Below are 12,567 nucleotides of genomic sequence, written 5' to 3'. Positions count from 1 at the left end.
CCGTACCTATTAGACTGACTTAAATTCTCTATCCAAAATCGAGAAAAAGTACTGGTCTGTCCACTGATTGTTCCACCATAGCTCTTCCTGGAAGATGGCCTCCCGTGTCATACCCACATGCTGCATCAGTGCGGCTGAGCGAACGTTTTGTGAATTGCACATGCCGACGACCTTATGAGCTTGTAACTCTTGAAATGCAAATTGTAACAAAAGACGGGTAGCCTCGCTCCCATATCCGTTGCCTGCGTATTCCGAAAGTACTGCGAATCCAAGTTCCCAGCTTTTTCGGTAATCTACATAACTCCACATCTGAACGATACCAATGGGTGTATCTTCTGGATCATTCAAGCGGCGTATAACGAAATCATAGGCATACGGTTTCTCATCTGCGACAGCAAAATAGCTGCGATATTTCTCACGGACCTTTTCCTCATCCGTTTCAACAGTTTCCTCAAAGCTCCATATGTTTGTATCACATTCAAGTTGACCTATGAAGTCGAGGTCCTGCTCTGTGACTGTTGTTATTCTGACCTTCTCTCCCACGAATTCCATGTGGATTCATCTCCGTTCTGCAAGGATCATTCCTTTTCCCCATAGTCCTTTAACAATATCGACCTGATAGTTTGACTTAATCACTTTGCCCTCAGTGACAACTGTCCACAACTTCTTACTATCTACATGAACCATACTAGAGTCCTCATGAAATAACTTCACCGTGTCAATGGCATACCTTTTATTTAACGAGTTCTCTTTATGATTATATCTCCCTTGGGGAATACCTCTGACATAACCATCCTCACACAGACCCAGAAAAGCAGTTCTTGGACAGCCTTTCCGTTGTCCCCAACTTCCCTCACCGAACAAATCTCCTGTTGCAAAATTCCAAGCCTCAACTGGGTTAACAAATTTCTTGTTCTGTACGTAATCAACTGCATTAATAGCGGCTTGAACATATTTGTTTTGAGACATACCAACATCCCCTTAGTGAAAGATCATTGCTTGGGAATCTCCCATTCTGTATTAAGCAATCCTCTACCAATATTCCATTTGGCGAGCAATGCTCTCTGTTTATTTTCCAGATCAAGGTAGGGTGCTGCAACGCATGATAACGTGTCAAACATATGGATAAAATGAGGCCCTTCCTTGAAACGTCGAAGCCCGCCATATTCTTCATCATCTGCTGCCCATACAATCTTTTTAATCCCCGACATTAATATGGTGCACGAACACATGGGACAAGGCTCACAGGTAGTATAAAGCGTCAAGTCTTTCTTCTTCGAGAATTTCTTCTTCTCTACATCCAGCAAATGTTTTCCTGCCCGACGAATGGCATCCACCTCAGCATGTGCGGTGGGGTCGCAATCCGAGAAGACTCGGTTCCGGCCTTTACTCACGACAATCCCATCCACATCCACGATTATCGCACCAATCGGATACGTTCCTTCAGTAAATGATTGTTCTGCTTCTTCCAGAGCCAAAGTTAGATACTCATAATCCGATAACTTCATTGAAAATCCCCCTAAGTGCAGTTATAGTCGCTTATAAAGCAGATCCTTGTCTAATGTGTAGTAAAAGAGATTGTCGGGATCTCCTTTAAAAGTTAAAAGTTCTTGATCGTGTACTGCCCTGCTTCACCAAGAAAATCACTTTTGGTTACCCCTTCTTCTCCGAGTACCATCCTGTAGTTCGATATCGTACCATCATGGGAAATGATAAACGTATTGCCGCTCTGTTGCCTGCACCATTCAAGAAGCTGCTCAGCTAATATTTTGAATCGACGTGCATCCATCTGATTAATACTCTCTTCCCAACAATCCAATCCCAACTCAACCATTTTTAAGTCAGTATACTGATGGCTGAGTTCTTCCTTGGAGTAGGTCTGATCGCAGACGAAAGGTACAAACTCTGGATTCTGAGGAAACATTCTTGGGCCAACCAGCGGGCTTAAGAACACAAGATTTTTGTTAGGAATCAGAAGTTGTGCTGTTTCAATAGTACGTTTTGTTGGACTGACCAAAATGACGTCTTCAGGTGCAAAAACCACTTTTCTTCGCAACGCTATGACCTGACTTTTTCCCAATTCAGTGAGGCCAGGATGCAGACAATTTAATTGATTAGGATAGTCTTTCAAGTGTTCGCCATGACCATGACGAATAAATGTAATGTCCATAAGACCTCTATTCCTCTATTTCTGAATGAAGTGTTTGATGCTTTTTGCATCAAAGAGAGTAGTCAGTTCCTTTCTCAAAAACACAGGATAGACTTCCATTCGCTCCAGTTCGTCCAAGGAAAACCATCGGAAGATTAACTTACCGTTATCCTCTAGACCTTTGAATTCTATTTCACTATAAAGCTTATGGGCTTCCGGCAATGTGATGACATAATAAAAACCAACTTCATGATACTTCAGGCCATCATATTCAAAGAAATCTTCACTAACATATGCGAGCCTGTGCGCTTCTACATGAACACCCAGTTCCTCCATCATCTCTCGCACAATAGCCGCTTCTGTTGTTTCGTTCAATTCCACCCGCCCTCCGGGCAGATTCCAGAAATCATCCTGTTCAGTCGTATGCAAAAGAACTCTTCCCGCATCCATAACAATACCTGCCACACGGAAGTTGATTTTGTTGTTATTTTGTTCATACGATATATTATTGTTATCTGCAGTGGTCATCTCGCTGACCATCCATCAGCAAATCCGTCCATGAATCCCATGATGAATGAGGGAATAATGAGTACGAGCAATAAAATTAAACTGGCTATGCCCCATCTAAGAATTACTTTCCGTTTGCTCCAAACACCTATAATAATTAAGATTGCGGTTGTTGCAATTAAGGCTACTTCATAAAATGTCATCAAACTGTCCTCCGGTATGTATTCGTATTTCATTAAGGTTACTCCAGAATCTTTTCTAGCTTGTGCCTACAAGCCTCGCGGTCATAATCCGAATTATCCAGCCATACCTTATCCATCTGAAGTAACCCATAGATTTCGGACTCCAGCTTCTTTCTTTCCTGCAAAACCTGTACCGTACCTTTAACACCCTGATAACCCTGTGCCTGCCCCAAACCCTGGTTCGTATAATAATTAATGAATCCCTCTGACCATTCTTTTGGTCTTTCACTAACTGCCTTATCAAAGGTATAGGATATATCCTTCTGGTCGATATAGATGAGAAGTGGATTCAGAGCATGAATGATACGACCCAGTTCCAATACATACTGCACGTTCTGCTCTTTGGATTGATTGCATTTTACGAGACCCATAGTCAGTGGATTCTGGATAAAACAACACTCAAATATCGTGATGCAATCATCATTCGCGTTTAACACGTTTTGGGCGAAATCTTGCCACTTCTCGGTGATCAGCTTTACATTTTGCTCAAAAGGAATTTCGTAAATATCTCGGCTGAAAATATCCTGTAGAAGGTGATCGGGAAGCTCTATTCCCCATTGTTCTTTCATCTTACGATAAGGAATTAGGAAACCTTGACCATGGACAGTTGCATTACTTTCAAGAATCTCTCTGTATTCTTCATGTGTGGTTAATAGGGTCCTGAAGTCTCCAGTATGATAAAAAGCAACACCTTCGTAATCAGCAGGGTGATCCAGGTTCCCTTCTTGAAATAGTTGTACCTCCTTGCCTTTTCCCTTTAAAATTTCGGATACCATTTGGGCAACCGTTGACTTGCCTGAACCCGGTAATCCTTCAATCAGTATTAATCGCCTTGTCATCATTACATCATCCTTTAGTTTGTGTGAAGATATGGATCTTCCATGTGTCAGACACTAGGTTATTAATCGATATCTGCAATAACCCATTGCGCAGAATCGCCATCTTCTTTCTTTTTCCAAAACACCATCGTAATGTTATACTCTTCGTTGTTCTCTTTTAACTCATTAACCGTCACCGCTGCCTGATAGAGCTTCCTTTGCTCCTGTATAGTTATATCGCTCATCGAAGTAGCCTTGAGAACTTTGTATCTTCCCATGCCCGATATAGGAGATTTTGGATCAAAAAGATTCATATATGCTTTTTCATCCTTTTCGTATAAATAACGCATACGGGCATTCATAAGTTTGACGATTTCCAATTCATCCCCTGTATAGTTTGTTTCATCGAGGTACTCTGGTGGGATGTCTTCTTTCTCTTGGGATGTCGATATTTCTTCATCTTGCTGTGCATCTTCAGTGTTTCCTTTGTTCTGACAGGCCACCAGAAGTAGAAATATTAATGAAACTATCATTAACTTCTTCATATTCCATCCTCCGATCAGCATTCGTCTAATCTTCCAAACCTCCCACGATCATGAGCTGCGTTGGGCGCTGAATTCCGACCGTTTTCAAACGTTCGATGATAGAATTACCTTGTTCTGCAAAAGCCGCATAATCTTCAAACGCCTTGGCCCGTTCCATATGCTGTTTGCAGGTATTAGTAACCAAATGTATATCCCGTTCTGCCATAACATCCGGCTTGGGTTCGTTGTATTCGTATGTCCAATGTATACGTATATCACTGGCAGTAACGATATCCCTGACTTCCTGACGCGTGTACGTGTGATGATGGTATATTCCCAAACGCTGATCTATAGCGGCACTGAAATGATGATATAAAATATGAGTCAGCTGGGCTTCATTCGGCTCATCACTGACTAATTCATTCATGAGAAACAGACCGTTTCTTTTCACAACTCGCTTCATTTCTTCCAGGACCTGTGCACCTGGCGGTAAATGATGCAATGCATTCGAAATACAGACCGTATCAAACGTCCCATCTGCAAATCCCATGTTACTCGCATCCATCGGCTTAAACTGAATCCTTCCATGGCCCGCATACGTAGCCTCTGCTTGACGTAACGAATCCATATCCGTATCCATTCCAGTAATCTGTTCGATACCACTGAATAGTTCAAGTAAAGTAGGAATAAATCTACCTGATCCCGTGCCTACGTCCAATACCTGCCCTGCCCGATGCGTACTCAAATGTTTCTTCAATTCATCCACGGAAAACACCATCCCGGTTATGACTTTGCTTTTAATTTAAAAGAAGAAGACTTCCTATGTATGTAAAATTTTCTCTCAAGGTACATCATAACCCATAATGTGGAATTTGCGAATAAACGAAGTAAACCATCTCTATTTCTAGCACTTTTCACGCAAAAAAACACGCTTCTCTGCACGAGTTACATCATGCAAAGAGCGCGTATATCAGCAGAACTTTCTCCCAAATTTTGTAACTGTCCACAATCAAACTACCTATCTATTAAATAGCATATTCATTATGCCGACCGCTTCAATCTGAATCTCTTTTTCTTCATTATCCGCAAAACGGTAACTATATGTTGAAAAAATCCCCATATGACGTATATGTCCACCTTTAAAATGAAGCTTCTTTCCCTCACCGTCAATTGTCTGCGTAAACGGCCTGCCTTCATTCACATCATACGATAAATGGATGTCATGTTCACTTGCAAGCCATGCAACAAAATCTTCTTCGTTTGGATTGGTCATGACTAGAATAACGAGCAGAACAACAAGCACAACAATGCCCACTCTTAGTCCCGCGCCCCTCTTGCTACCATGCTGCGTGTTCTCACGCTCCATACCATTCACCCCGTTTCTTTAACCGATATTTCTATGTTCTTCGCCAAAACCCAACCACTCAATCCATAGGAGGATGAGATCACCATGTACTTGTATTTCTCTTCTATTAGCCGAGTTTGTAATTCCTCATAGGAAACATAACTGACAGGCCAACCGTAGCCCTTCCCCGACTCTAACAACTCTCGATTATGAGGGATAAAATGCTCTACGTCCCACTCATCGAGATCCAAAATAATACTGCCATGCAGCGGTGTATCAAACGCATGGGCCATTACACCAGAGAATAAGACATCCATATTTTTCGGCACATCATGACTTGAACGAGTACACATCCTTATCCTTTCGTTCTCTAAATCGACTTCGTAACTTAATATGATGTTGTCATGCAAACTTGGCATAGTACCTCTCCTTCCAGTATGCACATATATCAAACACCGTAATATTGTTTATAGTCTGAGACCCATTCCGCTTTGGAAAAATCAACAAAATCATACGGGCTCGCACTGTTTAAGGTAAAGCAACTCCTCATGGGCCTGCCCCCCGTCCATTTTTTCCAGATAAAATAAAGTCTGACTGACTTTCGGTTCTCAATCTCTTGCTTCAATAGTTCTCGGATCGGCTCTCGATGGATGTCATCAGGCTCCAATCCGTATAACTCCAGCAGTTCTTCCTCGTTCATACTTGTTCTCCTTACCTACTTGAGAATGTTATTTAACTCTTCCGCTTTTTTCCTGCTATCCATTCTAGCATAAAAATAAAAAGCGATGATGTGCAGCCAATGTTCTCATACATGATAAAAAGACTACTCACTCATGAGTAGCCCCTATGCATTCATACATTCATATAACCTTACTCAATCTCCAGATACATCTCCTGATTTTGCAGGATTATCTCATTCATGTGTGCAATAGCTGCTTGTGCCACAGTCTGATATGCAGCATATAATGCCTCTGTTCTCTGGAGCAAGATCGGGTCCTTCTCCAGATCCGTTGGCAGTACCTCACGCCACACTTCATCCACTCTGTTTTTGTCCGTGATCAGACTTTCTATCTGGTCCAGTACAGTTACCATTTCATCTAAATGAAAAAAGTGCATCCCTTTTTTAATTCCATTCCAACTCTTGATCTCAATGATGTTATATGCCGAAAACCAATAAAATTCTGCCAGACTCTTCGTGTGATTGTGATAGGAATAGAACAGAAATAAAGCTTGTTGCCCTTCGTGTAACTTTCGGTATATCTCTGTTTTGGCTGCCATATCTCTGCCTCGTACAGAAACAAGCATCGGTTTAATACACAACCAGCTAAGCTGTTTTGAATGTACATCTTCTGATCGAAGTTTAGCCTTCATAACATGCTCCTCTCTATTCACCACTTTAAGGATTCTCTGGTGCTTTCACTGCAGGGTCATTCTCTCCGCCCATTCTGCGTCTGGATGTCTCCATCTTCCCTGTCGAAGGCACATGGTCAGACGCTTTAGCTAATCCGAATTTGGGCATGTTGGCGTATATGGTCTCAAAGGAACCCGACTGAGCCTTGTATGTCTCATGATAGATCCCTACTGTTCCGTCAGTACCAATGGATCGGTTGAATCTTTTCCAAGCTTCCAAGTGTAATCCGCCCCGTGCGTATTTCTCCAACTCATCGTAAGAGCGCCAGTATTGGAGTAGCGTCACCCCACGCCAGCTTATAAAATACTCTGTACTCAGAAATCCGGTCTCCGGATTCATATACAGTTCTTTAATCATCGGGCCCATGGACTTTAAGACAGGCAGCCATTTATGTATAGCCCACAGACGATTGATCCTCATTCCGATGATAAAAACAACAAATTCTCCCTCAATCTGAGCTGAATATCTTCCCTTATATATATTCGGCACGTCTCTCCTCCTTTATGTGATTCTATTATGCAAGATTAGTTGCTGACCATGGATGCCCATCTTTCGAACACCCCTGTCGAGAAAACCCAATTTCAGATATAACTGCTGTGCCGCAATATTTCTTTCATTTACAGCCAAAATAATCTCATCAATATCCCGATAGCGATGGAGAACGAATTCAGGCAATGCCTTCATTGCTGCCTTCGCATACCCGTTTCCTTGGTGTTCCATCGAAATGGATAGAGCGCGTATCAGTATGGTATGAGATGCATCTTTATCTTCAACGTATTCAGAATTTTTATGTAGTATAAAGAATCCAACAGCTTTCTCTTCATGAAGGATAACCATCGGGTCTTTGTCCGGATTTTGTATAGCTTCATCAATCACATCCGCAGGCATTGCAGTAAACTGAAGCTGATCTCCTCTTAGAGCGAAATCATCCAAATCTTGGTCATATTGCTCGTGATAAAGAGCCAACCGAATTGAGTTTCCCATATCCAGACCCTCTCCTTTCATTACAATCATTTTCTAATGAGTCAGGTGGTAAAGCCACACCCCGATATCCCTACCAAAGGTATATACCAAATTCAACACAACGATAGATAATCAAAATGCTGCACTCTTGGGATACTTCTTCATTAGATCAGAATGTTCTATTATTGTTTTTTTGCATGATAGGATCTCCCTTCACGTAAATCTGTATACACATTCCATTTCGTAAACAATTGTTTTAGCGCCAATCCTGTTGTACGTATAAACTCTTCCATAGCTTCCATGGATAAAATATTTAAGTCACCAAAAGGTTCGTTGTCAGGGTTAGCTAAAAACGCCAGTTTCTCTCCTCTATACTGATACACCTCAGATTCCAGCAATCCGCCTAAATTAAATGCTCTCCCCACTTTCAGCGCACTTAACCAATCGTTGGCCTTGTTCCAATTCCGTAAAATCAAAAACTCCAACTTCGTGACATCCTGTGTATACACGCTTCTTCCATTGGGATGAACTTCATATGCAGGATAAATATCGAATGTCCACACACGGTCCGTATAGATATGGGCGATATAACCGCACAGATATTGCATGAATTTGGGATCACTATAGGCTACCTTCTTGTTGGATTCAAAAAATTCTTTAAGTTCTTCGTCAGTTGCAAATCTTCCTGCCTCTGGCATGAGGTGGGTTTTTGCCTTCTCGGTACGAAGATTGGTTCTTACATGGATGGAATCTGGAGCAAGGCTTCCCAATAACAATTCAGGGGATGGCTCGGATATCAACTCGGATGCAATTGCAAAATGAACCATAGGCCAAGGCAATATAAAAACTCCTTTTATAGTAAATTGGATCTTAAAAGAGTTAAATTTCATATCCCAAAATGCACAATACACTTCCCATTTACCTCAGCATACTTTGCCATGTTAGCAAGCTTATGTAATTCGTTGATTAATTCAACTTTGTTGTACACGAGTTTCTCGTAGTAGCCCTTCCGTTCTTCTCCATCAACACAGTAACTCCCTGTTAGAACAATCGGATCCGCCGCATGGTTAAATAGATCGATCCAGGCCCGAATGAGTTGATGAAACTTCAACAAAACATCCTGTTCTTCAATAACGGTTATTCCATAGTTGTTCAGCCCACTACATCTCATGCAGGTAGATGGATTCCATGTATCCAACCAACAAAGGTAATCATAGATGTACGCAATGAATTCGTCTTCCAAGGTCGCATGATTCTCTGTGGTTAATCCACTTCCTTGTATTCTCCCTTGTGAATCCCATGAGTAGGAGGTATGGATATTCCCGTCCACTTGCGATTTGTTTTCGATAACAAAATAATGCTTTGGCATTCCTACGTACTTCCCCCTTACACGTCACTCACATAGGACTCCTCTTAATTCATCATAACCCATGTATTGGTAAATGGAAATTGAAAAAGATCCTATCTAGCTCCCTAATTAGGAGAAGTAAATAGGACCGGGATAAAACTTCCTTACATTCATAAAATCCTTCGTTTACTCAGAAATTTTGTTCCTTCTTCTCGATACATCTCTATAAATTCATTGGTCACATGATCATGCCTCAGCATTCCCATATAATCTGTTCCAGGTTTCTTTGGTCTATAATCTGAATCCACCATGTAGATATTAAAGTGCACCTCATCTTCGTCCTCTGATACATCCGTATGATCGAAAAGTGAAATCACTTCATATTTACCGAGAAACCTAAACGGAGATTCCTGACGCTCTATAATATAAAAAGGATATGTGAGGTTCTCTATCTGAACGAATTTCTGGTATCCCTTAAGCTCATCTGGTATAAGATCCATGTACTGTCTAGCTACATCTTCTGCCTGAAATACACCCGAAATCCACTTCAAATCCCCCTTGGTTGCTGCGATAATGAACAGAGCAATCACCTTCTAATTCAAATATTATTTCTCTCTTTCACGCACAAAAGTCTGGGACAAAATCCGGTGGCTACCAGCGATGTTGTCAATTTCAATGTTATATTCAGACTCGGTATATTCAATCTGATGTTGCTCATAATATCTTTTCCAGAACGAAACTGCCACTGCATTGTTAGCAAGCTGTTCCACTTGGAATGTACCCTCAAATTGAGCAAAAACCAAGTCAACCGCTTGTGCTGCCAGCCCCTGCCCGCGATATTTTTTCACCAGGAACAGCTCTTGCACGGTATAATCCACTTCTTCCGGCACATATGGAGGTGAGCACACCAGTACGAATCCAATAACCTTCCCTTCATACTGAATCAAAAACGGATGTAATTCATCACGTTCCAAATATAAATAGGTGTTAGTTGGATCATATTTCCCCTCTTCTAGTAGATCCTCGCCAGAAAATTCAGACAGATCATATAAGTACAAGTTGTACAGGTTGAGAAACAATTCCTTCTGCTCTGGCAAAATACTCGTAATTTGTACATTCATCTTCATTACATATCTCCCTTAGTTAATGAGTTGGTTAGTGATCCATACATAACCTTTCCGATGTCCACAACGAGTTTGCTGTGCCCTGTTCTCAATATATCCTTTCAACCACAGCAGATATAGGCAAAGTTTGGTTTAAATCATAGAGTAACCTTAACTGTCGTAGTGGAAGTGTACATTTGTGCAAAAAAAAAAGACTCCCTACAGAGTCCGATTATTGGTCTTATCTTTATTTTTCACCAAGTATCCATTAGCACTTAGCTAATAATTATTGAATTATATAGGTTCAACTAAACTTTTTACACAAAAACGGAGAGGACAGAAATAACCTGAAGAAGCGGAGCTAAAAGCTTTCTGAAAGAAAGCTACTTCGGAAGCATACACCTCGCCTTTATCACCGGATTTCCCCTTTAAAAAGGGAATCAAAAAAATCTGGGGATAACAGCGATCGGAAGGTTGCTCTGTCATTGGAGTGCTCAGTGTAAACCTCTTTAGTTGAACTTATATAGATAATCAACCACAGGATATGAGATCACATTGCGATCTCTGTACGTTGAAGTCACCGCTTCGTGATGTGTGCTAAGAATTCCATTTTGCAACATCACCGGCCGGAAACCACGCTCCATCGCTCCGTTGTAGGTGAATAGAACACATTCTTCTGCGGCAAAACCAGCGATGATCACCAATTCGATTCCATGACTCTTCAACACCTGCTCCAGATCGGTCTGCCAGAAGGCATTGGAAGCTTCCTTGGTAACCGTGAGATCCTTCTCGTTCACATCCACCTCGGGAATAATACGATACTCTTCCGGTTTGGCCTCCTCCATTCCCTCCACATCCTGCACGTGAACGACCACATGTTCATTCAATCGCAGCACGTTAGCCACATGGTTAATGTACTCACAGGCATGGTCTATCGAAGTCTGGTCCATCTTTTTCCGTACAATACTCTCTTGCATATCAACAATTAGCAAACCTACTTTCATCCTATCTCTCCTCAATAATAAATTTTACGTCTCATGGCTTAGTAACTTCCTTTGTTAAACTGAGAACTTAATCTTTAAATAATTCATTCAGCATCCGGTCGCGGTTCTCCAGAAAACTGCGAGTAATCTGATAATGATCGGTCTCCTCATAGGCTACCTCTTGAATATGGCTATCGTCAAAACTTAAAATCTCTGCCCCCGGATACCCCAGCAGAATGGGTGAGTGCGTCGCAATAATGAATTGCGAAGTGCCTGAGAGATCATGAAGGATACGCAATAAGGAAAGCTGCCTAGCTGGAGATAAAGCGGCTTCGGGCTCATCGAGCAGATAGATGCCTTTGGAACTGAAGCGATTGACGAACAAGTTGAGAAAAGACTCTCCGTGCGATTGTTCATGTAATGAACGCCCGCCATAATATTGAAGTGACTCCGGCATCGCATCCACATGTGATGCGAATTGATAGAAGGATTCAGAGCGCATGAAAAAACCATTCGTTATTTTGGGCAACCATGCCAGCCTGAGATAATTCCCGAGCGAGGATTCCGAAGCATGTGTCTCATAGGTATTATTCCTGCCGCCCCCTGCGGTATTGAATCCACATTGATGAGCGATGCCTTCCAGCAGCGTAGATTTCCCAGAACCATTTTCACCTACAAAAAAAGTAATGTTATTCGTGAGCTCCAAACGTTCCAAGGACCGTATCGCGGGGATGTCAAAAGGATATTGGTCCCGATTCTCAATCTTGGCCGACATGAGTTCCACACTTCGAAGATACATAATCATCCTCCCACATTTATTTTATATAAGTTTAACTAAAGAATATTTACAATTATGAGGATAACGAAAAGCTGCGGGTTTATTGCCTTCATAATAGAAGTGCCCAATCCAGGATAAAGCGTAATGGATGACAACGAGTAGCAACGTGACTTTGATATCAATAAACAAAAAAATCCATGCCACAAACGCCGATATAAACGCGAAATAATGCAAAATGCGGTTATTCCGATCCTGATGCTCCTGAAGGTAATAACGCAAGTCCTTGCGCAGACGATTCAACATCAACCCACATCCATTCACCTATAATAAGGCTCCTTATTTCCCAATCCATCGTAACCTATTTCGGGGTACATATGAAACCGTTTCAACCAAAAA

At 41.6% G+C, this 12,567-nt stretch carries 21 protein-coding genes; all 21 read right to left on the bottom strand.

Annotated elements, in window-relative coordinates; all coding sequences use genetic code 11:
* Window positions 1-9 precede the first annotated feature (9 nt).
* The gene (locus tag MKY87_RS23960) at window positions 10-552 is read right to left on the bottom strand and encodes a GNAT family N-acetyltransferase (RefSeq protein WP_339785143.1); all 543 of its coding nucleotides are present in this window, start codon (window positions 550-552) and stop codon (window positions 10-12) included.
* A gap of 6 nt (window positions 553-558) precedes the next feature.
* Window positions 559-969, bottom strand: a complete 411-nt coding sequence (locus MKY87_RS23955) for a DUF6979 family protein (RefSeq protein ID WP_340966494.1) — start codon at window positions 967-969, stop codon at window positions 559-561.
* A 23-nt stretch (window positions 970-992) separates the two neighbouring features.
* The gene (locus tag MKY87_RS23950; protein WP_091033118.1) at window positions 993-1,508 is read right to left on the bottom strand and encodes a nucleoside deaminase; all 516 of its coding nucleotides are present in this window, start codon (window positions 1,506-1,508) and stop codon (window positions 993-995) included.
* Window positions 1,509-1,600: 92 nt separating this feature from the next.
* Window positions 1,601-2,170 (bottom strand): phosphoglycerate mutase family protein, encoded by a 570-nt coding sequence (locus MKY87_RS23945; protein WP_339785145.1) that lies wholly within the window; start codon window positions 2,168-2,170, stop codon window positions 1,601-1,603.
* 15 nt (window positions 2,171-2,185) lie between these two features.
* Entirely contained in the window at window positions 2,186-2,677 is a 492-nt protein-coding gene (locus MKY87_RS23940) for an NUDIX hydrolase (RefSeq protein ID WP_340966491.1), read from the bottom strand.
* 220 nt (window positions 2,678-2,897) lie between these two features.
* Window positions 2,898-3,740 carry a hypothetical protein gene (locus MKY87_RS23935; protein ID WP_339785149.1) on the bottom strand — a complete coding sequence of 281 codons (843 nt, stop codon included), beginning with the start codon at window positions 3,738-3,740 and terminating at the stop codon, window positions 2,898-2,900.
* A 59-nt stretch (window positions 3,741-3,799) separates the two neighbouring features.
* A complete protein-coding gene (locus tag MKY87_RS23930; protein WP_339785151.1) occupies window positions 3,800-4,261 on the bottom strand; it encodes a hypothetical protein in 462 nt (153 codons plus the stop codon).
* A 25-nt stretch (window positions 4,262-4,286) separates the two neighbouring features.
* Window positions 4,287-5,006, bottom strand: coding sequence for a class I SAM-dependent methyltransferase (locus MKY87_RS23925; RefSeq protein WP_339785153.1), 720 nt, complete (start codon window positions 5,004-5,006; stop codon window positions 4,287-4,289).
* Between the two features lie 252 nt (window positions 5,007-5,258).
* Entirely contained in the window at window positions 5,259-5,606 is a 348-nt protein-coding gene (locus MKY87_RS23920; protein ID WP_339785156.1) for a hypothetical protein, read from the bottom strand.
* 5 nt (window positions 5,607-5,611) lie between these two features.
* Complete coding sequence (locus tag MKY87_RS23915) at window positions 5,612-6,004, bottom strand: hypothetical protein (protein ID WP_339785159.1); 393 nt, start codon at window positions 6,002-6,004, stop codon at window positions 5,612-5,614.
* A gap of 29 nt (window positions 6,005-6,033) precedes the next feature.
* Window positions 6,034-6,285 (bottom strand): hypothetical protein, encoded by a 252-nt coding sequence (locus MKY87_RS23910; RefSeq protein ID WP_339785163.1) that lies wholly within the window; start codon window positions 6,283-6,285, stop codon window positions 6,034-6,036.
* A 170-nt stretch (window positions 6,286-6,455) separates the two neighbouring features.
* Complete coding sequence (locus tag MKY87_RS23905) at window positions 6,456-6,956, bottom strand: hypothetical protein (protein WP_339785166.1); 501 nt, start codon at window positions 6,954-6,956, stop codon at window positions 6,456-6,458.
* A 25-nt stretch (window positions 6,957-6,981) separates the two neighbouring features.
* On the bottom strand, window positions 6,982-7,485 hold the full coding sequence (locus MKY87_RS23900) for a DUF4188 domain-containing protein (RefSeq protein WP_339785169.1): 504 nt from the start codon (window positions 7,483-7,485) through the stop codon (window positions 6,982-6,984).
* 12 nt (window positions 7,486-7,497) lie between these two features.
* Entirely contained in the window at window positions 7,498-7,980 is a 483-nt protein-coding gene (locus tag MKY87_RS23895) for a GNAT family N-acetyltransferase (protein WP_340966487.1), read from the bottom strand.
* Between the two features lie 161 nt (window positions 7,981-8,141).
* Window positions 8,142-8,849 (bottom strand): hypothetical protein, encoded by a 708-nt coding sequence (locus MKY87_RS23890; protein WP_339785174.1) that lies wholly within the window; start codon window positions 8,847-8,849, stop codon window positions 8,142-8,144.
* Entirely contained in the window at window positions 8,846-9,328 is a 483-nt protein-coding gene (locus MKY87_RS23885; protein WP_340966486.1) for a hypothetical protein, read from the bottom strand. Before MKY87_RS23885 ends, MKY87_RS23890 begins: the two co-directional genes overlap by 4 nt.
* A gap of 149 nt (window positions 9,329-9,477) precedes the next feature.
* Window positions 9,478-9,897, bottom strand: coding sequence for a hypothetical protein (locus MKY87_RS23880; protein ID WP_339785180.1), 420 nt, complete (start codon window positions 9,895-9,897; stop codon window positions 9,478-9,480).
* 15 nt (window positions 9,898-9,912) lie between these two features.
* Window positions 9,913-10,434, bottom strand: a complete 522-nt coding sequence (locus MKY87_RS23875) for a GNAT family N-acetyltransferase (RefSeq protein ID WP_339785183.1) — start codon at window positions 10,432-10,434, stop codon at window positions 9,913-9,915.
* Between the two features lie 485 nt (window positions 10,435-10,919).
* Window positions 10,920-11,414 (bottom strand): cysteine hydrolase family protein, encoded by a 495-nt coding sequence (locus tag MKY87_RS23870; protein ID WP_339785186.1) that lies wholly within the window; start codon window positions 11,412-11,414, stop codon window positions 10,920-10,922.
* 67 nt (window positions 11,415-11,481) lie between these two features.
* Window positions 11,482-12,192 (bottom strand): AAA family ATPase, encoded by a 711-nt coding sequence (locus tag MKY87_RS23865; RefSeq protein ID WP_339785189.1) that lies wholly within the window; start codon window positions 12,190-12,192, stop codon window positions 11,482-11,484.
* Window positions 12,193-12,213: 21 nt separating this feature from the next.
* A complete protein-coding gene (locus MKY87_RS23860) occupies window positions 12,214-12,474 on the bottom strand; it encodes a DUF962 domain-containing protein (protein ID WP_339785192.1) in 261 nt (86 codons plus the stop codon).
* Window positions 12,475-12,567 lie beyond the last annotated feature (93 nt).

It is taken from the genome of Paenibacillus sp. FSL R7-0198, from assembly GCF_038000415.1.
GTDB lineage: Bacteria > Bacillota > Bacilli > Paenibacillales > Paenibacillaceae > Paenibacillus.
This window is presented reverse-complemented; position numbering and strand designations above follow the sequence as displayed.